Source organism: Streptomyces sp. NPDC042102, from assembly GCF_055582305.1.
Genome location: NZ_JBVJDL010000018.1, coordinates 55692 through 79062 on the forward strand (window position 1 = coordinate 55692; position 23371 = coordinate 79062).

9 protein-coding genes are annotated in these 23371 nt (G+C 75.2%); all 9 read right to left on the reverse strand.

The window, feature by feature from the left end:
- Positions 1 to 25 precede the first annotated feature (25 nt).
- A complete protein-coding gene (locus ACZ6KO_RS33605; RefSeq protein WP_469307767.1) occupies positions 26 to 1270 on the reverse strand; it encodes a cytochrome P450 in 1245 nt (414 codons plus the stop codon).
- Positions 1271 to 1303: 33 nt separating this feature from the next.
- Positions 1304 to 1879 carry a hypothetical protein gene (locus tag ACZ6KO_RS33610; protein WP_469307768.1) on the reverse strand — a complete coding sequence of 192 codons (576 nt, stop codon included), beginning with the start codon at positions 1877 to 1879 and terminating at the stop codon, positions 1304 to 1306.
- 1 nt (position 1880) lies between these two features.
- On the reverse strand, positions 1881 to 2417 hold the full coding sequence (locus ACZ6KO_RS33615; RefSeq protein WP_469307769.1) for a DUF3995 domain-containing protein: 537 nt from the start codon (positions 2415 to 2417) through the stop codon (positions 1881 to 1883).
- Between the two features lie 25 nt (positions 2418 to 2442).
- Positions 2443 to 3327 carry a tryptophan 2,3-dioxygenase family protein gene (locus ACZ6KO_RS33620; protein WP_469307770.1) on the reverse strand — a complete coding sequence of 295 codons (885 nt, stop codon included), beginning with the start codon at positions 3325 to 3327 and terminating at the stop codon, positions 2443 to 2445.
- 28 nt (positions 3328 to 3355) lie between these two features.
- Positions 3356 to 4180, reverse strand: coding sequence for an ABC transporter permease (locus ACZ6KO_RS33625; RefSeq protein ID WP_469307771.1), 825 nt, complete (start codon positions 4178 to 4180; stop codon positions 3356 to 3358).
- Complete coding sequence (locus tag ACZ6KO_RS33630) at positions 4177 to 5235, reverse strand: ATP-binding cassette domain-containing protein (protein ID WP_469307772.1); 1059 nt, start codon at positions 5233 to 5235, stop codon at positions 4177 to 4179. Before ACZ6KO_RS33630 ends, ACZ6KO_RS33625 begins: the two co-directional genes overlap by 4 nt.
- Before the next feature lie 3 nt (positions 5236 to 5238).
- Positions 5239 to 12312, reverse strand: a complete 7074-nt coding sequence (locus ACZ6KO_RS33635) for an amino acid adenylation domain-containing protein (protein WP_469307773.1) — start codon at positions 12310 to 12312, stop codon at positions 5239 to 5241.
- Positions 12309 to 20210, reverse strand: coding sequence for an amino acid adenylation domain-containing protein (locus tag ACZ6KO_RS33640; RefSeq protein WP_469307774.1), 7902 nt, complete (start codon positions 20208 to 20210; stop codon positions 12309 to 12311). Before ACZ6KO_RS33640 ends, ACZ6KO_RS33635 begins: the two co-directional genes overlap by 4 nt.
- Positions 20207 to 23371: amino acid adenylation domain-containing protein (locus ACZ6KO_RS33645; RefSeq protein WP_469307775.1), on the reverse strand; the 3165-nt coding region annotated here is incomplete at its 5' end. The genes ACZ6KO_RS33640 and ACZ6KO_RS33645, both read right to left, overlap by 4 nt.

The window sequence follows — 23371 nt, forward strand, 5'->3', positions numbered from 1 at the left end:
GTCGGCCGGCCCGCCCGGGGAGCGCTCAGGCGGCCTTGAAGGCCACCGGGAGGCTGCTGTAGCCGTAGAGGAAGTTGGAGTACACCCGGCGGGGCTCGCCGCGGGACTCGATGGCCCCGACCATGTCGCGCAGCGCGTGGAGCAGGGCCTTGAGCTCCTCGCGGCCCAGGAAGGCACCCAGGCAGAAGTGCGGGCCGAAGCCGAAGGTGACGTGCTTGTTGGGGGTGCGGGCCAGGTCGTAGCGCAGCGGGTCGGCGAAGACCGACTCGTCGAAGTTGGCCGAGGTGTTCCAGAGGGTGACGATGTCGCCGGCCGGGACGGTGCGGCCGCCGATCTCCACGTCGACCAGGGCCCGGCGGCCGAAGTGCATGGCGGGCGTGGTCCAGCGCAGCACCTCCTCGGTGGCGCTGTCCACGCTCACCTCGCCGGCGGTGAAGGCCCGCCACTGCTCGGGGTGTTCGATGAAGCCCAGGACGGCGCCGATGGACGCCATCCGGCTGGACTCGTCGCCGCCGATGATGAGGCTGTAGCAGTTGAAGATGATCTCTTCCTCGGTCAGCGGCCGGCCCTCGATCTCCCCGGTGGCCAGCGCGCTGATGACGTCGTCGCCGGGGTTCTTGCGGCGGGCGCGGGCGAGGTCGGAGAAGTAGAGCAGGATCTCGTTGCGGGCCAGCCACGCCTCGTCGGCTCCGCTGTCGCCGCTGTCGGCGCTGAGCACCTGCTTGTTCCAGTCGAGCAGCGCCTGCCGGTCCTGCGGCGGTACGGCCATCAGGTCGCAGATCGTGCCCATCGGGATGTGTTCGGCCATCGCCTCGGCGTAGTCGAAGGAGCCCCGGTCCAGCACCTGCGAGAGCAGGTCGCGGGTGCGGGTGCGCACCTGGTCCACCACATGGCCCAGGGCCCGCGGGGAGAAGGACTTGAGCATCAGGTTGCGGATGGCGCGGTGGCGGGCGCCGTCGCTGACGGCGAGCATCTTCCCGGCCGCCGAGTCGCCGCCCTGGAGCAGGGTGGACAGGACGTTGCCGCGTTCGGAGGTGAAGCGGGTGGTGTCCTTGTAGACGGCCATCACGTCGTCGTAGCGGGTCAGCGCCCAGAAGCCGGGCAGGGCCCCGGTGGCGCGGTGGTGGTGGACGGGGCGCTCAGCCCGGAAGCGCTGCCACAGCGCGTGCAGGGCGGCCGTGTCCTCGGTGACGAAGGTGCGCGGGTCGGTCAGGTCCACGGCGTCCAGGTCGCCGTGGCGGGCGTGGACGGTCTCGGTCGTTGTCGTCATGTCCGCTCTCAGTCGCGTGTCACGTGTCGCGTGTCAGGGGGTACGGCTCGCCGGGGACTCGGCGCGGCGGCGGATGCCGTGCAGCCACTCGCGGCGGATCAGTCCGCTGGGCAGCCGGATCAGCAGCCAGTAGCGGGCGAAGGAGCGCCGGGTGGCGTCGTCCGTGCTGAGCACGCGCGTCTCGGTGGTCAGCCGGCCGTGGCCGTAGTGGAAGTTGAAGGCCACCTTGTAGTGGCCGGGGAGGTCGAGGGCGGCGAAGGAGTCACCGGCCGGCTCGGCGAGCGCGGCGGGGCCCTTGGGGTGCGTGGTGGCCACGGCCGCGCCGACCACGAGCTCGTCGCCGCCGCGGTGCAGTTCGGTGAAGCCGCCGCTGGTCATGGAGCCGAGGAAGGGCTCCTGGGCCTTGTCGCGCTTGGTGCCGAGCGTCCCGGCCACCATCAGCGCGTGGAAGAGCGGGAGGTCGCGCCAGCGCGTCTCGTCCACCGCCCGCAGCACCCGCTCGCGCGGGGCGTCCACGGCGACGGAGTGCCGTTCGCGGTGGTCCCAGCGCGGCAGCAGCGCGTCCAGCGCCGACTGCTCGGTGGCGTGCGCGTGGTGCTCGTGCTCCATGTCAGGCCTCCGGGGTGAGCGGGCGGGTGCGCCGCTGGAAGGCCAGGGCCAGGACGGTGAACAGCAGTCCGCCGAGCATCCAGTACGGCTCGTAGAGCAGGACGCTGAAGCGGTCCATGCCCTCCAGCGGCCCCTCGCGCCGGCCGGCCAGGTAGATCGCGAGGTCGACCATGGCCGGCAGCGCGTGGAAGACCATCAGCAGGGCGCAGCCCCAGGCGCCCAGGAGTACCAGCCAGCGCGGGAAGAACAGCCCCCAGCGCTGCACCAGGGCGAGCGCGAGGGCGGCGCCGCCCAGGTTCATGGGGATGGCGATCAGGTCGATGATGAACAGGGGCGTGTTGTCGACCAGCGACTCGCCCGGCGGCAGTCCGTACGTGCCGCCCAGCGCCCAGTACGCGTGGAAGCCCGCGAAGAGGACCATCCACACGCACGCGGCGAAGCCCGTCGCTCTCTGCCAGGACGCGGCGGCCGGGATACGGTCCGCGGCGGCCGCCGAGCGGCTCCTGGTGCGGCTGGCGTCGACGGGTGCAGTGCGCATGGAGTTCCTATCGTGGGTGGTGGTGTCAGGCGGAAAGGTCCGGGCCGTAGCCCATCGGGCAGCCGTAGACGACGTTCCCGTCCCCCTCGGCGGAAGCTTCCCGCGCGGGGGGTGCGTGAACCTGGCTGCGGGCCTCGTGCAGTTCGGGGAAGAACCACTTGTCGAGCGTGGTGCGCAGGAACGCGGAGCCGGCGCTGCCGCCGCTGCCGGGCCGTCCGCCCAGGGCCCGGACCACCAGCATCCAGTGCTGGTAGCGCCACTGGTGGAACAGGGCGTCGTACTCCAGGAGGTCCTCGGCGGTGTCGCGCAGTTCCTCGTCGGGCTGGCCGGGAGCGAACAGCTTCTCCGCGTTCAGGCCGCGGCGCTCCAGCAGCCGCGTGAACGCGTCGTTCAGGGTGGGCTCCTCGAAGCGGCGCCGCAGCCTGCCGCGTTCGGCGGCGGTGGCGCCCGGCAGGTCCAGGTAGCGGCGGTCGCGCAGGCCGGAGATCATCTCCAGCTCGCGGAACTGGACGGACTGGAAACCGCTGGACTCCCCCAGCGCGCCGCGGAACTCGCTGAAGCCGGCCGGGGTCATGGTGGCCAGGACGTCGAGGTGCCCCAGCCAGAGCGAGGTGAGGCGGGTCAGCCGGCGCAGGCCCCAGCGGGCCCGGCCGAGCAGCTCGCGGTCCAGGCTGGTGCGGACCTGCTCCAGCTCGTGCAGGGCGCAGGAGAACCACAGCTCGATGGCCTGGTGCGTGACGATGAAGAGCAGCTCGTCGTGGGCGTCGGTGCGCGGGCGCTGGAGCGCCAGCAGGCCCGGGACCTCCAGGTAGGTGCCGTAGCTGAGCGGCTCGGAGGCGGTGTCGGTCGGGACGTGCGTCGGGGTGTGGGCCCGGGCCGGGGCGGCGGGCTCGGCGACGGTGTCGGTCATGGCGTGGGTTTCCCCTCGGGTGCGGCGCTCAACGGGCGACGGCGGTGCGGTACTTGGTGATCGCCAGCGGGGCGACGACCGCGAGGATCAGCGCCATCCAGGCCAGGCTGAGCGCGATGGGATGGTCGTTCGGGAAGGAGTGGCCGGCGGTCGCGGCCGGGTTGCCCCACAGTTCGCGGCAGGCGCCGACGACGGAGCTCAGCGGGTTCCACTCGGCGGCCACGCGCAGCCAGTCGGGCAGGCCGGTCAGCGGGATGAAGGCGTTGGACAGGAACATCACGGGCATCAGCAGCAGCGAGGGCACCGAGGAGGCCGTCGAGGGGTCGCCCACCGAGAGGCCGATCAGGGCGCCCAGCCAGGCGACGGTGAACCCGAACAGCAGCAGGATCCCGAAGCCGGCGGCCACCTGGAGGACGCCCGTGTGGGTGCGCCAGCCGATGGCCAGGCCCACGGCGGCCATGGCCGCGCAGCTCAGCGCGCGCAGCACGGTGTCGCCGACGGTCCGGCCGATCAGGACGGCCGCGCCGGACATGGGCAGCGAGCGGAAGCGGTCCACGAGCCCGTTGCGCAGGTCCTCCACGGCGCCGACGGAGGTGTCGGGTACGGCGGTCAGGACGCCCTGGGTGAAGATGCCGGCCATGATGAACTCGGCGTATCCGCCGCCGGGGACCTCGATCACGCTGCCGAACAGCACGCCGAAGAGCAGGACGAAGACCATCGGCAGCAGGACGGCGTTGACCAGCCGGCCGGGGGCCCGGCGCAAGTGGCGCAGATGGCGTTCGACGCAGATCACGCCGTCGGTCAGGGCGGCGGCCAGGCCGTCGCCGCGGGTCGTTCCGGCCACCGCGCTCATGCCGCGCTCCGTTCCTCGATACGTGCCTCGGCGGGTGCGTCGGCGGGTGCCCCGGCGGGCTCGGCGGCCGGGGTGGTGGCCGGCCCGGCGGCCGGGTCGGCGGACCGCTGGTCGGTATGGCCGGTCAGGCTGAGGAAGACGTCGTCGAGCGAGGGCCGGCGGACGGCGAAGTCGGTGACCGCCACGCCGCTCGCGCGCAGCGCGACGGCCGCCTCCGCGATGTCGTCCAGGCCGGCGGCCAGCTGCACGCGCAGGAGTCCGTTCGCGTCGTCGGCATCGTCGGCGAGCGGCACCGCGCCCACGGCGCGGGTCAGCGCCGCGGCCGCGAGGGCCCGTTGGGCCGGGTCGGCCAGGCCCACCTCCAGGCGTTCGCCGCCCACCGTGCGCTTGAGCTCGTCCGAGGTGCCCTCGGCGATCACCCGGCCGGAGTCGACGACCACGATGCGGTCGGCCAGCTGGTCGGCCTCCTCCAGGTACTGGGTGGTCAGCAGCACGGTGACGCCCGCCGCGACCTGTTCGCGGATCATCGCCCACAGCTCGAGCCGGCTGGCCGGGTCCAGGCCGGTGGTCGGCTCGTCGAGGAAGAGGACGCGGGGCCCGGCGACCAGGCTGACGGCCAGGTCCAGGCGGCGGCGCATCCCGCCGGAGTACGTGCCGGCCGGTTTGCCGGCGGCCTCGGTCAGGCGGAACCGCTCCAGCAGTTCGGTGGCCCGCTCCTTGGCTCGGGCCCGGGTCAGCCGCTGGAGCATGCCCACCATGCGCAGGTTCTCGGCGCCGGTGAGCTGCTCGTCGACGGCCGCGTACTGGCCGGTCAGCCCGATGGCCCGCTGGACCTCCTTGCGTTCGCGGACCACGTCGTACCCGGCCACCCGGGCGCTGCCGCCGTCCGGTTCGAGGAGGGTCGCCAGGATGCGGACGGTGGTCGTCTTGCCCGCGCCGTTGGGGCCGAGGACACCGAGGACGGAGCCCGCCGGGACGGCGAGGTCGACGCCCCGCAGTGCCTCGTGGTCGCCGTAGCGCTTGCGGAGTCCCTCCGCCTGGATTGCCAGCTCCACAGTTCAGTTCCTCATTCCTCGCGTCAGCCGGTCCGCGAGCAGTCGCCCGATCTCGGCGACCGGTCCGGGCCGGGTCATCTCGTCATGGGCGCAGGGCAGGTCGTGGACCTCGATGCGGCCGGACACGTACGGCTCCCAGGAGGCGACCGTCGGCGCGTCGTCGCCCCGGCCCTCGGTGGCGAAGAAGTACAGGACGTCGCCGTCGTGGTGGCCGAGTGCGCCGGTGTCCGCCTGGAGGCGGGCGTTGTTGGCCGCGACCCGCTCGACGGCCGCGACGTGACGCTCCTCCAGGCCGCCGAACCCGGCCGGCCCGGTGCCGTCGCCGTCGCCGTCGCCGTCGCGCAGGGCGGCGGACAGCTCGCGGCGGAACTCCTCGCCGGTGACGTCGGCCTGCCGGGTGCCGCTCGCGTAGGCGTCGAGGAGCGCCAGCAGGGCGACCTCCTCGCCCTGCTCCCGCAGCCGGGCGGCGATCTGGTGGGCCACCACCCCGCCGAAGGACCAGCCGAGCAGGTGGTACGGACCGTGCGGCTGGACGCCGCGGATCCGCTCGACGTAGTCGTCGGCCATCTCCCGCAGGGTGGCCGGGAGCGGTTCGCTCCCGCCGGTCAGGCCACGGGCCTGGAGGGCGAAGACCGGGCGGTCCGCCTCCAGGGCCGGGACGAGCCCGGAGTAGGCCCAGCCGATGCCCAGGCCCGGGTGGACGCAGAACAGCGGGGGCAGCGTGCCGTGCGGGCGCAGCGGCAGCAGGACGTCGAGGGCGTCGTCGACGGTGTCGGTGCCCAGCCGCCCGGCGAGCAGGGCGACGGTCGGCGCCTCGAACAGGGTGCGGATGGTGAGTTCGGCGCCGAGGGTCTCCCGGATCCGGCCGGCCAGCCGCACGATCAGCAGCGAGTGGCCGCCCAGGTGGAAGAAGTCGTCGTCGATGCCCACCCGTTCCAGGCCCAGCGCCTCGGCGAACAGGGCGCACAGCTGTTCCTCGCGCGGGGTGCGCGCCGCCCGGCCGCCGACGGCGACCGGCTCCGGGGCGGGCAGGGCGCCTCGGTCCAGCTTGCCGTTGGCGGTCACCGGCAGCGCGTCCAGGGCGAGGTACGCGGCGGGCACCATGTGCTCGGGCAGCACGGCCGCCAGGTGGGCGCGCAGGTCGTCGGCGGAGGGAGCCGCGCGCCCCGTCCCGGGGGTCTGCGGGACCACGTAGGCCACCAGCCGCTGGTCGCCGGGGCGGTCCTCGCGGACCAGTACGGCCGCGCCGGCGACGCCCTCGTGGCGGGTCAGCGCCGCCTCGATCTCGCCGAGCTCGACGCGGAAGCCGCGGATCTTGACCTGGTCGTCGGTGCGGCCCAGGTAGTGCAGGACCCCGTCCGCGCTCCAGCGCGCCAGGTCGCCGGTGCGGTACATGCGGGCGCCGGGCGGGCCGTACGGGTCGGCGGTGAACCGTTCGGCGGTCAGCGAGGGCCGGCCGAGGTAGCCGCGGGCCAGCTGGGCACCGGCGAGGTACAGCTCGCCGGGCGTGCCGGGGGGCACCGGGCGCAGGGCGGCGTCCAGGACGTAGGTACGGGTGTTCCACACCGGGCGGCCGATGGGGACCGGTCCGGGTGCGGCGCCGCACTCCCACGCGGTGACGTCCACGGAGGCCTCGGTGGGGCCGTACAGGTTGTGCAGCCCGGTCCCCGGCAGCAGGGCGAGGAACTGCCTCTGGAGTTCCTCGGGCAGGGCCTCGCCGCTGCACACCACGCGGCGCAGGCCCGTGCAGCCGGCCGCGGCGGGCTCCCGCACGAAGGCCTGGAGCATGGACGGCACGAAGTGCGCGGTCGTCACGCCCTCCGCGCGGATCAGCGCGGCGAGGTAGGCGGGGTCCTTGTGGCCGTCGGGGCGGGCCACGACCAGGGTGGCGCCCTGGATCAGCGGCCAGAAGAACTCCCAGACCGAGACGTCGAATCCGGCGGGGGTCTTCTGCAGCACCCGGTCCTCGGCCCCCAGGCGGTACCGGTGCTGCATCCACAGCAGCCGGTTGACGATGCCGCGGTGCGGGACCACGACGCCCTTGGGGCGGCCGGTGGAGCCGGAGGTGTAGATGACGTACGCCGGGTGGTCGCCGCTGCGCGGCGCCGGGAGCGGCGCTCCGGCCGCCGGTACGCCGGCCCGCGGGCCGTCGATCAGCAGCCGCGGCACGGCGGGGGCTGCCGGGAGCCGGTCCGCGGTGGCCGTGTCGGTCAGCAGCAGGGCGGGGGCCGCGTCGGCGAGCGTGAAGGCGATCCGCTCGGCCGGGTGGCCGGGATCGACGGGCAGGTAGGCGCCGCCCGCCTTGAGGACGGCCAGCAGGGAGACGACCAGGTCCGCCGAGCGCGGCAGGGCGAGCGCGACCACGCTCTCCGGGCCCACGCCGCGGCCGCGCAGCACGCGGGCGAGCGCGTCGGCCCGGGCGTGCAGGCCGGCGTACGTCAGGGAGTGGCCCTCGAAGGTCACGGCGGTCGCGTCGGGGGTGCGGGCGGCCTGCTCCTCCAGCAGGTCGGTCAGGGTGGTGGCGGGGACGTCGGCGGTGGTGTCGTTGAAGTCCTCCAGGACCCGCTGCCGTTCGTCGGCGCCCAGGACGTCGGCCCGGCCGATCGGTTCGTCGGGCCGGTCGGTGACCGCGGTGAGCAGCCGTACGAAGCGCTCCACGAGGAGTTCGACGGTGGGCCGGTCGTAGAGGTCGGTGTTGTACTGCAGGATGCCGTCGATGCCCGCGGGCGAGCCGGCCGCGTCGAACCGCTCCCCCAGGTGCCCCTCCAGGTCGAACTTGGCGACGGTCTGCTCGGCCGGGTGGGCGGTGGCCTCCAGCCCCGGCATCCGCAGCTCGGCCTCGGCGTTGTTGTGCACCGACAGCAGCACCTGGAAGAGCGGGTGCCGGGCCAGGGAGCGGGCCGGGTTGAGGACCTCGACCAGCCGCTCGAAGGGCAGGTCCTGGTGGGCGTACGCGGCCAGGTCGCTCTCGCGGACCCGGGCCACCAGCTCGCGGAAGGTGGGGTCGCCCGAGGTGTCGGTCCGCAGCACCAGGGTGTTGACGAAGAAGCCGACCAGGTCGTCGAGGGCGTCGTCGGTGCGGCCGGCGATGGGGGTGCCGACGGGGATGTCCGGGCCGGCGCCGAGGGCGCCGAACAGAGCGGCGAGGCCGGCCTGGAGCACCATGAACATGCTGGCGCGGCCGTCGTGCGCGAGGCGGGCCAGACGCGCGTGGAGCTGGGCGTCGAGGGTGAAGGTGACGCCCGCGCCGCGGTTGCCGAGGACCGCCGGGCGGGGCCGGTCGGTGGGCAGCTGGAGCCGGTCGGGCAGGCCGTCCAGGGCGGTGCGCCAGAAGGCGAGCTGCTGGGCGGCGACGCTGCGCGGGTCGTCCTCGCTGCCGAGGACCGTGCGCTGCCACAGGGCGTAGTCGGCGTACTGGACGGGCAGCGGGGTGAACCGCGGGGCGTGGCCGGCGGTGCGGGCCTCGTAGGCGGTGGCCAGGTCCCGGGCGAGGGGGGCCATCGACCAGCCGTCGGTGGCGATGTGGTGGATGACCAGGAGCATCACGTGCTCGTCGGCGGCGGTGCTCAGGAGGTGGGCGCGCAGCGGCAGGTCGGCGGCGAGGTCGAAGCCGCGGGCGGCCTCGGCGGCCAGCAGTCCGTCCAGGGCGTCCTTCGTGGTGGCCGTGAAGGTGAACGCGGTCCGGTACGTCCCGGGGGCCAGGACCTGCTGGCGGGGTTCGCCGTCGGGGGCGGGGAACACGGTGCGCAGGCTCTCGTGGCGCTCCACGAGGTCGGCCAGGGCCGCGTCGAGGGCGGCGTGGTCGACGGCGCCGTGCAGGCGGACGGCCAGCGGGATGTTGTACGTCGCGCCGGGGCCCTCCATCCGGTTGATGAACCACAGCCGGCGCTGGGCGAAGGACAGCGGCACCACGTCGGGCCGGGGTCCGGCACGCAGCGGGGTGCGGGCCCCGCCGGCGGCGGCGACGCGTTCGGCGAGCGCGGCCGGGCTAGGCGCCTCGAACAGGGTGCGGATGGCGAGTTCCACGCCGAGGTCGGAGCGGACCCGGCTGACCAGGCGGGTGGCGAGCAGGGAGTGCCCGCCGAGGGCGAAGAAGCTGTCGTCGACGCCGATCCGCTCGATGCCGAGCACCTCGGCGAAGAGGGCGCACAGCGCCTCTTCTTCGGGGGTCTGCGGCGCCCGGCCGGTGGTGGAGCCGGCGAGTTCCGGGGCGGGCAGCGCCTTGCGGTCGACCTTGCCGTTGGGGGTGAGCGGGAACTCCTCCAGGACGACGGTCGCGGAGGGGACCATGAACTCCGGGAGGGAGGCGGCGATGTGCTCGCGCAGCGCCTCGGGTTCGGCGTGCTGCCCGTCGGCCTGGACGACGTACGCCACGACGCGCTTGTCGCCGGGCTCGTCCTCGCGGACGATCACGGCGGCGTGGCCGACGCTCTCGTGGCCGGCGAGGACCGACTCGATCTCGCCGAGCTCGATGCGGAAGCCGCGGACCTTGACCTGGTGGTCGGCGCGTCCGGCGAACTCCAGATGGCCGTCGGCCCGCCAGCGGCCGAGGTCCCCGGAGCGGTAGAGGCGCGAGCCGGGGGCTCCGAAGGGGTTGGCCACGAACCGTTCGGCGGTCAGGGCGGGCCGGCGCAGGTAGCCGCGGGCCAGGCCCGGGCCCTCGATGTACATCTCGCCGACGGCGCCGGGCGGTACCGGGCGCAGCCAGCGGTCCAGGACGTACACCCGGGAGTTGACGAAGGGGCGTCCGATGGGCGGGGTGCCGCCGATGCCGAGGGCGCCGCTCATGGTGGCGCCGACGGTGGTCTCGGTGGGTCCGTAACCGTTGAGCAGCCGGCGGCCGGGGGCCCAGCGGGCGACGAGCTCGGGGGTGCAGGCGTCGCCGGTGGAGACGAGGGTGGCGCCGGCGAGGACGCCGGGCCCGGCCGGGAGGGAGGCGAGCGCGACCGGCGGCAGGGTGGCGTGGGTGACCTCGTGCCGGGCGACCAGGGTGGCCAGCGGCTCGCCGGGCAGCAGGTCGTCGGCGGCACCGAGCACCAGGGCGGCTCCGGAGAGCAGGCCCATGGAGATGTCCCAGAAACCGGCGTCGAAGCTGACGGAGGCGAACTGCAGGACCCGGCTGCCGGGGCCGGCCTGGACGGCTTCGCGCTGGGTGGCCACCAGGCTGGCCAGGCCGTGGTGCGGGACCACGACGCCCTTGGGGCGGCCCGTGGAACCGGAGGTGTAGATGATGTACATCGGGTGGGCGGTGGACAGCGGTGCGGTCCGCTCGGTGTCGGTGACGGGGGCGTCGTCGTACGTGGCGAGCGCCGCGCCCGTGCCGGGGTCGTCCAGGACCAGGCGGGGTACGTCGCCGAGGCTGTCGCCGAGCCGGGCGGCGGTCTCCGCGGTGGTGATCAGCAGGCTGGGCCGGGCGTCCTCGACCATGAAGGCGAGGCGGTCGGCGGGGTAGTCGGGGTCGAGCGGCAGATAGCCGGCGCCGGCCTTGAGGACGGCCCACAGGGCGGTGATCAGCTCGACGGAGCGGGGGACGGAGACGGCGACGAACTGCTCGGGGCCGACGCCCCGCTCGATGAGGCGGCGGGCCAGCCGGTTGGCGCGGGCGTCGAGTTCGCCGTAGGAGACGGTGGTGTCGCCCAGGAGCAGGGCGGGCGCGTCCGGGTCGGCCTCGACCCGGGCGCGGAACAGCTCGGGCAGGGTCTGCGGGGTGATCGCGCGGGCGGTGTCGTTCCAGTCGCCGAGGATGCGCCGACGCTCGGCCGGGGAGAGCACGTCGAGGCGGCCCACGCTCCGGCCGGGGTCGGCGACGACGGCCGTGAGCAGCCGGACCAGGCGGTCCAGGACCGCCCGGGCGGCGGCCTCGTCGAAGAGGTCGGGGGCGTAGCACAGCCGCAGGTGCAGGTCGTCGCCCATCAGGCCGGCGGCGAGGTTGAGCGGGTAGTGGGCGCCGTCGCGGCCGTCGACGCCGCTGAAGCGGACGCCGTCGACGACGAGTTCCTCGGTGGTGGGGTCGACGGGGTAGTTCTGGTAGACGAGCGTGGTGTCGAACAGCTCCTGGTGGCCCGAGAGCTGCTGGACGTCGGTGAGGCGGACGTGCTGGTGGGCGAGGAGTTCGGACTGTTCGGCCTGGAGCCGGGTGAGCGCGTCCAGGAGGGATTCCTCGGGGCGGAAGCGGACGCGGACGGGCAGGGTGTTGATGAAGAGGCCGACCATGGTGTCGACGCCGGGGATCTCGGGCGGGCGGCCGGAGACGATGGCGCCGAAGACGACGTCGTCGCGGCCCGTCAGGGCGGACAGCAGCAGGCCCCACACGCCCTGGACCACGGTGTTGACGGTCAGGGAGCGGCTGCGGGCGAAGGCGAGCAGCCCGGTGGTGATCTCCACCGGCACCTCGTGCCGGAGCCAGCCTGGTCGCACCAGGCCGCGGCCGCGGCTGACGGGGGCGACGAGGGTGGGCTCGTCGATGCCGTCGAGGGCGCCGCGCCAGGCCTCGCGGGCGGTGTCGGCGTCCTGCGCGGCGATCCAGGCGAGGTAGTCGCGGTACGGGGTGACCGGGCGCAGGACGGCGGGGTCGCCCTTGCTGCCGTACAGCTCGAACAGCTCGCGCACCAGGACGGGCACCGACCAGCCGTCCATGAGGATGTGGTGCTTGGTGAGCATCAGGCGGAACCGGTCGGGGCCGAGCCGGAAGACGGTGAAGCGCAGCAGCGGGGGGCGGGTCAGGTCGAAGCCGCGGGCGCGGTCCTCGTCGGCGTGGCGGGCGAGTTCGGCCTGGCGCTTGTCCTCGTCGAGGGCGCTCAGGTCGATCTGCTCCCACGGTACGGGGACCTTGTGGTGGACCAGCTGGACGGGCTCGGTGGAGCGGTCGTGGCGGAAGCCGACGCGCAGGTTGGCGTGGCGGCGCAGCAGGCTGCGCGCGGCCAGGCGCAGCGCCCGGGTGTCCAGGGGGCCCTCGAGGTCGAGGAGGAGCTGGTGGACGTACAGGTCCGGGCCCTCCTCGTCGTACAGGGCCTGGAACAGCATGCCTTCCTGCAGCGGTGACAGCGGCAGGACGTCCTCGATCGCGGACTTGCTCACTTGGCCATCTCCCATTCGTCCGTGAAGTCGTCGTCGCCCTCGGCGTCCCAGTCGTCCGGGCCGGCCGGCCCGGTGTCCGAGGTGAACGCGTCGAGTTCGTCCTGGCTGAGCCGGACCAGCGAGAGGTCCGACGGGGTGAGCCCGCCGATGCCGGCGTGCGCGGCGTGTGCGGCCAGGGCCCGCACGGCGCGTGAGAAGCAGGCGCTGAGCTCGGTGACGTCCTGTTCGCGCAGCAGGGTCTGCGGCCAGGACCAGACGAGCAGCAGGCGCGGCCCGTCGGGGTGGTCCTCGGTCATCGCGTTGACGCCGAGGGCGTGGGTCAGCGGGGTCTCGGGGTCGGGCCGGCCGCCTTCGAGGTCGGCGCCGCCGACCATGTCGGCGTCGGCGACCGGGGTCCAGGGGGCGGCGTCGCCGCTGCCGGCCGGGGCGGACCGGCCCAGGTAGTTGAAGCTGATCTGGGGACCGGGCAGGTCGCGCAGGACGTCCCGGGTGCGGTGGTTGAGGTGGCGCAGCAGGCCGTAGCCGAGGCCGTGGTCGGGCAGGGCGCGCAGCTGTTCCTTGATCCGCTTGAGGGCCTCGCCGACGGCGGGGCCGCCGGAGTCGAGGTCGGCGGCGGTGTGCGGGCCGGGGTCCAGGCGGACCGGATGGAGGCTGGTGAACCAGCCGACGGTGCGGGAGAGGTCGACGCCGTCGACGACGTCCTCGCGGCCGTGGCCCTCGAGGTCGACGAGGACCGCGTGCTCGTCGTCCTCGCCGCGCCGGGCCCGCCAGTCGGCGACGGCCAGCGCGAGGGCGGTGAGCAGGACGTCGTTGACGCCGGCGTGGTAGGCGGCGGGCAGGGAGGTCAGCAGCGGGGTGACGTGTTCGGCGTCCTCGTGGGTGGTCAGGAACCGCATGGTGGCGAAGACGTCCTGGCCGGGGTCGAGCGGGCGCTCGCCCAGCAGGGCGTCGGGCTCCTCCAGCAGGGCCTCCCACAGCGGGAGTTCGGCCTCTCGCTCGGGCTTGTGGGCCAGCTCCACCAGGTGTTCGGCCCAGCGCCGGAAGGAGGTGCCGGTGGGCTGGAGGGCGATGTCCCGGCCCTCGGCGAGGGCCTCGCAGGCGGCGGCCAGGTCGGGCAGCAGCACCTGCCAGGAGACGTTGTCGACGACCAGGTGGTGGGCGACGAGCAGCAGGCGGCCGGCGCGGCCGGGTCCGGCGTCGAACCAGACGGCCTGGAGCATCACCCCGGCGTCCGGGTCGATGCGGCCCCAGGCGGCCTCGCTCTCGGTGGAGGTCAGCCGGCGCAGGGCGGCGGCGTCGAGCCCGGCGGCGTCCACGTGCCGGACGAGGGCGGCGGCGTCGACGCTGCCGCGCTCGGGGATGTCCAGCCGCCAGCGGCCGGTGTCCCGGGTGAGGCGGGCGCGCAGCGCGTCGTGGTGGTCGAGGACGGCCCGCAGGGCGGCCGTGAGGTGCTCCTCGGTGAGGCCGGCGGGGGCCTGGACGAGCGTGGACTGGTTGAACCGGCCGATGGGGCCGCCCCGTTCGCGCAGCCAGTGGACGGTGGGGGTGAGCTGGACGTCGCCCGTGCCGAGGTCGGGGCCCTCGCCGACGACCTGGTCCAGGCTGCCGGCGACGGCGGCGAGCGCGGCGACGGTGCGGTGCTCGAAGACCTGGCGCGGGGTGATGACCAGGCCGGCCAGGCGGGCCCGGCTGACGAGCTGGATGGACATGATGCTGTCGCCGCCGAGGTCGAAGAAGCTGCTGTCGACGCCCACGGCGGTCAGGTTCAGCAGGTCCTGGAAGAGGCCGGAGAGGATCTCCTCGCGTTCGGTGGCGGCCTGGCGGCCGCCGGCGGCCGCGGTGTGGTCGGGGGCGGGCAGGGCCTTGCGGTCGAGCTTGCCGTTGGGGGTGACCGGCAGGGCGTCCAGGACGACGACGGCCGCGGGGACCATGTAGTCGGGCAGCGAGGCGGCCGCGTACGTGCGCAGCCGCGCGGGGTCGGCACTGTGCCCGGGGCGCGGGACGACGTACCCGACGAGCTGCTTGGTGCCCGGGGTGTCCTCGCGGACGACCACGGCGACCTGGCCGACGTCCTCGTGACGGGCCAGCGCCGCCTCGACCTCGCCCAGCTCGATGCGGAAACCGCGGACCTTGACCTGGTCGTCGGCACGCGAGACGTACTCCAGCTGCCCGTCGGCACGCCAGCGGGCCAGGTCGCCGGTGCGGTACATCCGCTCGCCCGCGGCGCCGAAGGGCGCGGCCACGAACCGCTGGGCGGTCAGGTCGGGCCGGCCCAGGTAGCCGCGGGCCAGGGAGGACCCGGCCAGGTACAGCTCGCCGACGACACCGGGCGGGACCGGGCGCAGCCGGGCGTCCAGCACGTACAGGCGGGTGTTGGCGACGGGAGTGCCGATCGGCGGGACGGTGTCGGTGGCGGCGAGCGGGCCACTGGTGGAGGCGCACACCGTCGACTCGGTCGGCCCGTAGGCGTTGACCAGGGTGCGGCCCGGCGACCAGCGGGCGACCAGCTCGCCGGAGAGGGCCTCGCCCGCGGAGACCAGGGTGCCGCCGGGCAGCAGGCCGGGGTCGGCGTCCATGGCGGCCAGGACCACCGGCGGGAGCGTGGCGTGGCTGACGCCGTGTTCGGTCAGGGTCCGGGCGAGGGGCTCACCGGGCTGCAGCCGGTCGGCGTCGGCGACGACCAGGGCCGCGCCGGAGAGCAGGCCCATGCACAGCTCCCAGAACGCCGCGTCGAAGCTGGGCGAGGCGAACTGGAGCACGCGGCTGCCGGGGCCGACGCCCAGGCGTTCGCGCTGGGTGGTGAGCAGGCTGGCGACGCCGGCGTGGGTGACGACGACGCCCTTGGGGCGGCCGGTGGAGCCGGAGGTGTAGATGACGTACGCCGGGTGGCCGGGCGCCGGGACGGCGGCGGGCACGGTGGCGGTCGGGGCGGCGGGCGGTGCGTCCGGGGCCGGCTCGTCGAGGAGGACGGCGTCCGTGCCCTCCGGGAGCCGGTCGCGGGTGGCTCCGGTGGCCAGGACCAGGGCGGGGCGGGCGTCGTCCAGCATGTACGCGATCCGGTCGGCCGGGTAGGCCGGGTCGACGGGCAGGTAGGCTCCGCCGGCCTTCCACACCGCGAGGGCCGCCACCACCAGGTCCACCGAGCGCGGCAGGGCGAGTGCGACCAGGGACTCGGGGCCGATGCCGTGCGCGGCCAGGTGCCGGGCCAGGCGGTCGGCGCGGGCGTCGAGCCCGGCGGCCGGGAGCACCAGGCCGTCACCGATCAGGGCGGGCGCCTCGGGGTCGGCGGCGACCCGGCGGGCCCACAGCTCGGGGACGGTGAGCGCCTCCAGGGCGCGGGCGGAGTCGTTCCAGTCGGTGAGCACCTGCCCGCGCTCGTCCCCGCGCAGCACCTCGACGGCGGTGACGGGGGCGTCCGGGGCGGCGGTGACGGCGGTGAGCAACCGCAGCAGGCGGTCGACCAGCCGCTCGACCGTGGCGGGGTCGAAGAGGTCGCTCGCGTACTCGACCAGGCCGTCCATGCCGCCGCCGGGGCGCTCGGTGAACTCAAGGCCGAGGTCGAACTTGGCGGCTCCGGTGCCGACGGGCCACGTGCTGGTGGCGAGCCCGGGCAGGGCCGGCTCGGCGTTGCCGGTGTTCTGCAGGACGAGCATCACCTGGAAGAGGGGGTGGCGGGCCTGCGAACGCTCGGGGGCGACCGCGTCCACGACCCGCTCGAACGGAACGTCCTGGTGGGCGAAGGCCGCCAGGTCCGCCTCCCGCACCCGGGCGAGCAACTCACGGAACGTCGGATCACCCGACACGTCCGTACGCAGCACCAGCGTGTTGACGAAGAAACCGACGAGGTCGTCCAACGCCTCGTCCTGCCGGCCCGCGACCGCCCCACCGAGCGGAATGTCCTCCCCCGCACCGAGCCGCGACAGCAGCGCGGCCAGACCTGCCTGGAGCACCATGAACAGCGTGGCGCGGGACTCGCGGGCCAGGGACGTCAGGCCCTGGTGGAGGGCGGGGTCGACGGCGAAGGCGAGCATCCCGCCGCGGTGGCTGGCGACGGCCGGGCGGGGCCGGTCGGTGGGCAGTTCCAGCAGGTCCGGGGAGCCGGCGAGGGTCTCCTTCCAGTACGCCAGCTGGGCCGCGGCCAGGCTGCCGGGGTCGCCCTCGTCGCCGAGCAGCTCCTGCTGCCACTGGGTGTAGTCGGCGTACTGCACGGGCAGCGGCTGCCACTGCGGGGCGCGGCCCTGCGTACGAACGGCGTAGGCGGCGGCGAGGTCGCGGCCCAGCGGCACCATCGACCAGCCGTCGGCGGCGATGTGGTGGACCGTCAGCAGCAGCACCTGCTCCTCGGCGCCGAGCACGAACAGCTCCGCGCGCAACGGAAGGTCCCCGGCCAGGTCGAAGCCGCGGGCGGCGGCCGCCGCGAGCGCGCCGTCGAGCTCCTCGGCACCGGTCGCCACCACGTGCAGCACGGGACGGGCCAGCGCCGGGTCCAGGACCTCCTGGTAGGGGACGCCCGCCTCCTCGGGGAAGAGCGTGCGCAGCGCTTCGTGGCGGACGACGAGGTCGCCGAGGGCGGCCTGGAGGGCGTCGCGGTCGAGGGTGCCGCGCAGCCGCAGGGCGAGCGGGATGTTGTAGGTGGCGCCGGGGCCCTCGAGGCGGTCGAGGAACCACAGCCGGCGCTGCGCGTACGACAGCGGGACGCGCTCGGGCCGTACGGCGGGCAGCAGCGGCGGGCGGGCCGCGTCGGCGCCGAGGGTCCGCTCGGCGAGCGCGGCGGGCGTGGGGGCCTCGAAGAGGGTACGGATGGCGAGTTCGACGCCGAGGGCGGCGCGGACCCGGCCGACCAGACGGGTGGCGAGCAGGGAGTGCCCGCCGAGGTCGAAGAAGTGGTCGTCGGCGAAGACGCTCGCCACGCCGAGGACGTCGGCGAAGAGGCCGCACAGGATCTCCTCGCGCGCGGTGCGCGGGGCGCGTCCGGTCCCGGCGGACCCGGGCGTCTCGGGGACGGGCAGGGCCTTGCGGTCGAGCTTGCCGTTGGGGGTGAGCGGCAGGGCGTCGAGCACCACGAAGGCGGCCGGGACCATGTAGTCGGGCAGGGCCAGCGCGGCGTGGGCGCGGACCTGCGCGACGTCGGTGTCCGCGCCGGCCGGCGGCACCAGGTAGGCGGCGAGCCGCCGGTCGCCGGGCCGGTCCTCGCGCACGACGACGGCGACCTGCGCCACCGCCGGGTGGGAGGCCAGCCGGGCCTCGATCTCGCCGAGTTCGATGCGGAAGCCGCGGATCTTGACCTGCTCGTCGGCGCGGCCGACGAACTCCAGGCCGCCGTCCTCGGTCCGGCGGGCGACGTCGCCGGTGCGGTACATCCGGGTGCCGGGGGCGCCGAACGGGTCGGCGACGAACCGGCCCGCGGTCAGGTCCGGGCGGCCCAGGTAGCCGCGGGCCAGGCCCGCGCCGGCGACGTACATCTCGCCGGGGACCCCGGGCGCGACGGGCCGCAGGCCGCTGTCGAGCACGTGGATCCGCAGGTCGGGGATGGCCCCGCCGATCATGCTGCCGGGTCCGGCGGCGGCGCCGGCGGCGTCCAGGGCGAGGTGGCTGACGTGCACGGTGGTCTCGGTGATCCCGTACATGTTGACCAGGACGGGTGCGTGCTCGTCGTGCCGCTCGTACCAGTCGGCCAGCCGCCACAGGTCGAGCGCCTCACCGCCGAAGACCACGTGCTTCAGGGCCAGCCGGTCGCCGGTGGCGGGGTTCTCCCGGTCGGCCTGCATCAGCTGGTAGAAGGCCGACGGCGTCTGGTTCAGGACGGTCACGCGCTCGTCGGCGAGCAGCTTCAGGAACTCCTCGGGGGAGCGGCTGACGGCGTGCGGGACGACGACCAGGCGGCCGCCGTGCAGCAGCGGGCCCCACAGCTCCCACACCGAGAAGTCGAAGGCGTAGGAGTGGAAGAGGGTCCACACGTCGTCGGGGCCGAAGCCGAACCAGTGGTCGGTGGCGCCGAAGAGGCGGACGACGTTGTGGTGCGGGACCACGACGCCCTTGGGGCGGCCGGTGGAGCCGGAGGTGTAGATGACGTACGCCGGGTGGGCCGGGTCGAGGGCGGCCGCGGGGGCGGTGTCCGGCGCGGCGGCGAGCGCGGCGCGGGCGGCGGGCTCGTCCAGCAGCAGGGTGGGGAGGTCCGCGCCGAGGCCGCCGGGCAGGCCCGCGTCGCCGCGGGTGACCAGCAGGGCGGGGCGCGCGTCCTGGAGGGTGTACGCGAGCCGGTCGGCCGGGTAGTCCGGGTCCAGCGGCAGGTACGCGGCGCCGGACTTCAAGGCGGCGAGGACGGCGACCACCAGGTCGGTGGAGCGGGGCAGCGCGAGCGCCACGAACCGCTCGGGGCCTGCGCCGTGGCCGGCCAGCAGGTGGGCCAGCCGGTTGGCGCGGGCGTCCAGTTCGGCGTAGGTGAGGTGCTCGCCCTCGCAGCTGACGGCGATCGCGTCGGGGGTACGGGCGGCCTGGGCGGCGAAGAGGGCCGGGACGGTGGTCGCGGCGACCGGGGCGCCGGTGTCGTCCCCCTCCCCCAGCACCTGCCGGAGCTCCTCGGGGGCCAGGACGTCGATCCGGCCGGCGGGGCGGGCGGGGTCGGCCGCGAAGGCCTCGAAGACGCGGATCAGGCGGTCGCCGATACGCCGCACGGCCTCGGTGTCGAACAGGTCGGGGCGGTGGTCCAGGCGCATCCGCAGCCGGCCGTCGACGACGGAGGCGATGACGCCGAGGGCGTAGTGGGTGGCGTCGGTGGCGGTCAGACCGGTCAGCGTCAGGTCGCCGCCGGGCTGGAGGCCGGCCATGTCGAGCGGGTAGTTCTCGAACACGGCGATGGTGTCGAAGAGCGGGCCGTGCCCGGCGATGCGCTGCACCTCGGTCAGGCCCAGGTGCTGGTGGTCCATCAGCCGGGCCTGGCGGGTCTGGAGGCGGGCCAGGGCCTCGGCGAACGGTTCGGCGGCCGGCAGTTCGATACGGACCGGCAGGGTGTTGATGAACAGGCCGACCATGGTCTCGATGCCCGGGATCTGGGGTGGTCGGCCCGAGACGGTCGCGCCGAAGACGATGTCGTCGCGGCCGGTGAGCTTGGCCAGCAGCAGGGCCCAGGCGCCCTGGAGCACGGTGTTGAGGGTCAGGCCGTGGTGGCGGGCCTGCTCGCGCAACCGGGTGGTGAGCTCCTCGGTCAGCTCCACGGTCAGGGCCTGCGGCGGGACGGTGGCCGGCGGGGTGTCGGCCGGGGCGATCAGGCTGGGTTCGGCGAACCCGGCGAGCGCATCCCGCCAGGCGGTCTCGGCGGCCGCCTTGTCCTGGCCCGCGAGCCAGGCCAGGTACTGGCGGTAGGGGGTGACGCGGGGCAGGGCGCTGTCGTCGCCGTGCGTGGCGTACAGCTGGAACAGTTCGCGCACCAGGACCGGCATGGACCAGCCGTCGGCCAGGATGTGGTGCAGGGTGAGGACCAGGCGGTGCCGCTGCGCGCCGAGCCGGTACAGGGCGCCGCGCAGCAGCGGCGGGCGGGTCAGGTCGAACGGGCGGGCGCGGTCGGCGGCGAGCAGTGCGTCGGCTTCGGCCTGCTGGGTGAGCGGGTCGGTGGTGCCGCTCAGGTCGGTCTCCACCCAGGGGAGTCCGGCCGAGTGGGGCACGATCTGCACGGTGCGGCTGAGGCCCTCGTAGCGGAACGCGGCGCGGAGGTTGGGGTGCCGGTCCAGGAGGCCCTGGGCGGCCGCGCGCAGGGCGGCGGGGTCCAGCGGGCCGTCGAGGTCGAAGACCAGCTGCACGGTGTAGACGTCGGCGGCCTGCTCGTCGTACAGGGCGTGGAAGAGCAGCCCTTCCTGCAGCGGCGAGAGGGGCAGTACGTCGGCGAGTCCCGGCTTCGTCATGAGGAGGTTCTCCAGTCGGCTTCCAGCAGGTCGATCTCGGCCTGGGACAGAGAGACGAGGGTCAGATCGGAGGGGGTGTGCCCGCCGGCCTCGGGTGCCCGGGCAAGGTCGGCCGTCGCGTCGAGGGCGCGCAGCCAGGTGTCGGCGAGGTCGGCGACCTCGGCCTCGGTGAACAGCTCCCCGGCGTAGGACCAGGTGGCCAGCAGGCGCGGTCCGTCGGGGTGGTCCTGGGTGAGCGCGTTGAGTTCGAGTTCGTGGGTGAGCGGCATGCCGGGGTCGCTGCCGCCGCCGAGCAGGTCGCCCTCGGGGGCGGCGGTCCACGCGTCGGGGCGGGCGGCGGCGGCCGGGAAGCGGCCCAGGTAGTTGAACCCCAGCTGCGGGGCGGGGCGGTCGGCGAGCTCCGGGCTGCCGGCGAGGTGGCGGAGCATGCCGTGGCCGATGCCGCTGTCGGGCAGGGCGCGCAGTTGCTCCTTGACCTGCTTGAGGGCCTCGCCGAGGCCGCCGTCGGTGCCGGTGCCGGTACGCAGGGCCGCGCGGCCGGCCGGGCCGGGGTCGAGCCGGACCGGGTGGAGGCTGGTGAACCAGCCGACGGTGCGGGAGAGGTCGGCGCCCTCGACGACGTCCTCGCGGCCGTGGCCCTCGAGGTCGACGAGGACGTCCGTACCGCCGCCCCGGCCGCGGCGGGCGCGCCAGTCGGCGACGGCGATCGCGAAGGCGGTGAGCAGGACGTCGTTGACACCGGCGTGGTAGGCGGCGGGCACCTCGGTGAGCAGCGCGGCGGTGGGGCCGGCGGGCAGGGTGCGTACGACGGTCCGCTCGGAGGCGAAGACGTCGCGGGCCAGGTCCAGGCGGCGGGTGCCGAGGACCGGGTCGGCTCCTTCGAACTGCCGCTGCCACAGAGCCAGTTCGCCCGCGCGGGCGGGAGCGGCGGCGGTCAGTGCCTCGGACCAGACGCGCAGCGGGGTGGGCACGGGCGCCGGGGCGGGCCGCTGCCCCTTGGCCAGTGCCTCGCAGGCGGCGGCGAGGTCGGGGACCAGGACGCGCCAGGAGACGCCGTCCACCACCAGGTGGTGGACCAGGAGCAGCAGCCGGCCGGCGCGGCCGGGTCCGGCGTCGAACCAGACGGCCTGGAGCATCACCGCGGCGTCGGGGTCGAGCCGGTCGGCGGCCGCGTCGGCCTCGGCGGCGACCGCGGCCCGCAGCGCCCCGGAGCCGTCGGCCGCGTCGGCGGCCAGGATGGTACGGCGCAGCAGCGCGGCCGCACGGACGGTGCCGGGGGCGGGGACCTCCAGCGCCCAGTCCGCGTCGCGCACCAGGCGGGCGCGCAGGGCGTCGTGGTGGTCCAGGAGCGTCTGGAGCGCGCCGGTGAGGTGCTCCTCGGTGAGGCCGGGAGGGGTGTGCAGCAGCATCGACTGGTGGAACCGGCCGATGGGGCCGCCGCGCATCCGCAGCCAGTGCACGATCGGGGTGGCGGGCACGCGGCCGGTGCCGGTGCCCGTGACGGGCGCGGGTACGTCCTCGGCGGTGCCGGCCACGAGGGCGAGCGCGGCGACCGTCTTGTGCTCGAAGACCTGGCCGGGCGCGATCAGCAGGCCGGCCTGCCGGGCCCGGCTGACGAGCTGGATGGACATGATGCTGTCGCCGCCGAGGTCGAAGAAGCTGCTGTCGACGCCCACGGCGGTCAGGTTCAGCAGGTCCTGGAAGAGGCCGGAGAGGATCTCCTCGCGTTCGGTGGCGGCCTGGCGGCCGCCGGCGGCCGCGGAGTGGTCGGGGGCGGGCAGGGCCTTGCGGTCGAGCTTGCCGTTGGGGGTGACCGGCAGGGCGTCCAGGACCACCACGGCCGCGGGCACCATGTAGTCGGGCAGCGAGCCGGCCGCGTACGTGCGCAGCCGCGCGGGGTCGGCACTGTGCCCGGGGCGCGGGACGACGTACCCGACGAGCTGCTTGGTGCCCGGGGTGTCCTCGCGGACGACCACGGCGACCTGGCCGACGTCCTCGTGACGGGCCAGCGCCGCCTCGACCTCGCCCAGCTCGATACGGAAACCGCGGACCTTGACCTGGTCGTCGGCGCGCGAGACGTACTCCAGCTGCCCGTCGGCGCGGTGGCGCACGAGGTCGCCGGTGCGGTACATCCGGGTGCCGACCGGGCCGTAGGGGTCGGCGACGAACCGCTGGGCGGTCAGGTCCGGGCGGCCGAGGTAGCCGCGCGCGAGCGGGCCCGCCACGTACAGCTCGCCGGTGACACCCTGCGGGACCGGGCGCAGGCGGGCGTCGAGGACGCGGAGCCGGGCGCCGAGGACGGGGGTGCCGATGGGCGGGACGGCCACCTCGTGCACCGGTCCGCCGATGGAGGCGCACACGGTGGTCTCGGTGGGCCCGTAGGCGTTGAACAGCCGGCGGCCCGCGGCCCAGCGGCCGACCAGCTCGCCCGAGAGCGCCTCGCCCGCGGAGACCAGGACCCCGCCGGGCAGCAGCCGCGGGTCGGCGTCCATGGCGGCCAGGACGACGGGCGGCAGGGTGGCGTGGGTGACGCGGTGGGTGGTGAGGGTGTCGGCGAGCGGTGCCCCGGCCTGCAGCCGGTCGGCGCCGGCGACGACGAGGGCGCCGCCGGAGAGCAGGCCCATGCACAGCTCCCAGAACGCCGCGTCGAAGCTGGGCGAGGCGAACTGCAGGACCCGCGCGCCGGGGCCGGCCCCGAACCGCGTGGCCTGGGTGGCGAGCAGGTCCGCGACGCCGGCGTGGGTGACGACGACGCCCTTGGGGCGGCCGGTGGAGCCGGAGGTGTAGATGACGTACGCCGGGTGGCCGGGCGCCGGGACGGCGGCGGGCACGACGGCCGGCGGGGCGTCCGGGTCCAGCTCGTCGAGGAGGAGGGCCACGGTGCCGTGGGGCAGCCGTGCGGCCGTCTCCGCGGTGGCCAGGACCAGGGCGGGGCGGGCGTCGTCCAGCATGTACGCGATCCGGTCGGCCGGGTAGGCCGGGTCGACGGGCAGGTAGGCTCCGCCGGCCTTCCACACGGCGAGCGTGGCGACGACCAGGTCCACGGTGGAGCGCGGCAGGGCGAGCGCGACCAGGGACTCGGGGCCGATGCCGTGCGCGGCCAGGTGCCGGGCCAGGCGGTCGGCGCGGGCGTCGAGCCCGGCGGCCGGGAGCACCAGGCC

What these genes read in the sequence shown, in the direction of transcription:
- ACZ6KO_RS33610 (WP_469307768.1), bottom strand. Translation starts at nt 1,879, where the DNA reads ATGGAGCACGAGCACCACGCGCACGCCACCGAGCAGTCGGCGCTGGAC.
- ACZ6KO_RS33620 (WP_469307770.1), bottom strand. Translation starts at nt 3,327, where the DNA reads ATGACCGACACCGTCGCCGAGCCCGCCGCCCCGGCCCGGGCCCACACC.
- ACZ6KO_RS33615 (WP_469307769.1), bottom strand. Translation starts at nt 2,417, where the DNA reads ATGCGCACTGCACCCGTCGACGCCAGCCGCACCAGGAGCCGCTCGGCG.
- ACZ6KO_RS33625 (WP_469307771.1), bottom strand. Translation starts at nt 4,180, where the DNA reads ATGAGCGCGGTGGCCGGAACGACCCGCGGCGACGGCCTGGCCGCCGCC.
- ACZ6KO_RS33640 (WP_469307774.1), bottom strand. Translation starts at nt 20,210, where the DNA reads ATGACGAAGCCGGGACTCGCCGACGTACTGCCCCTCTCGCCGCTGCAG.
- ACZ6KO_RS33605 (WP_469307767.1), bottom strand. Translation starts at nt 1,270, where the DNA reads ATGACGACAACGACCGAGACCGTCCACGCCCGCCACGGCGACCTGGAC.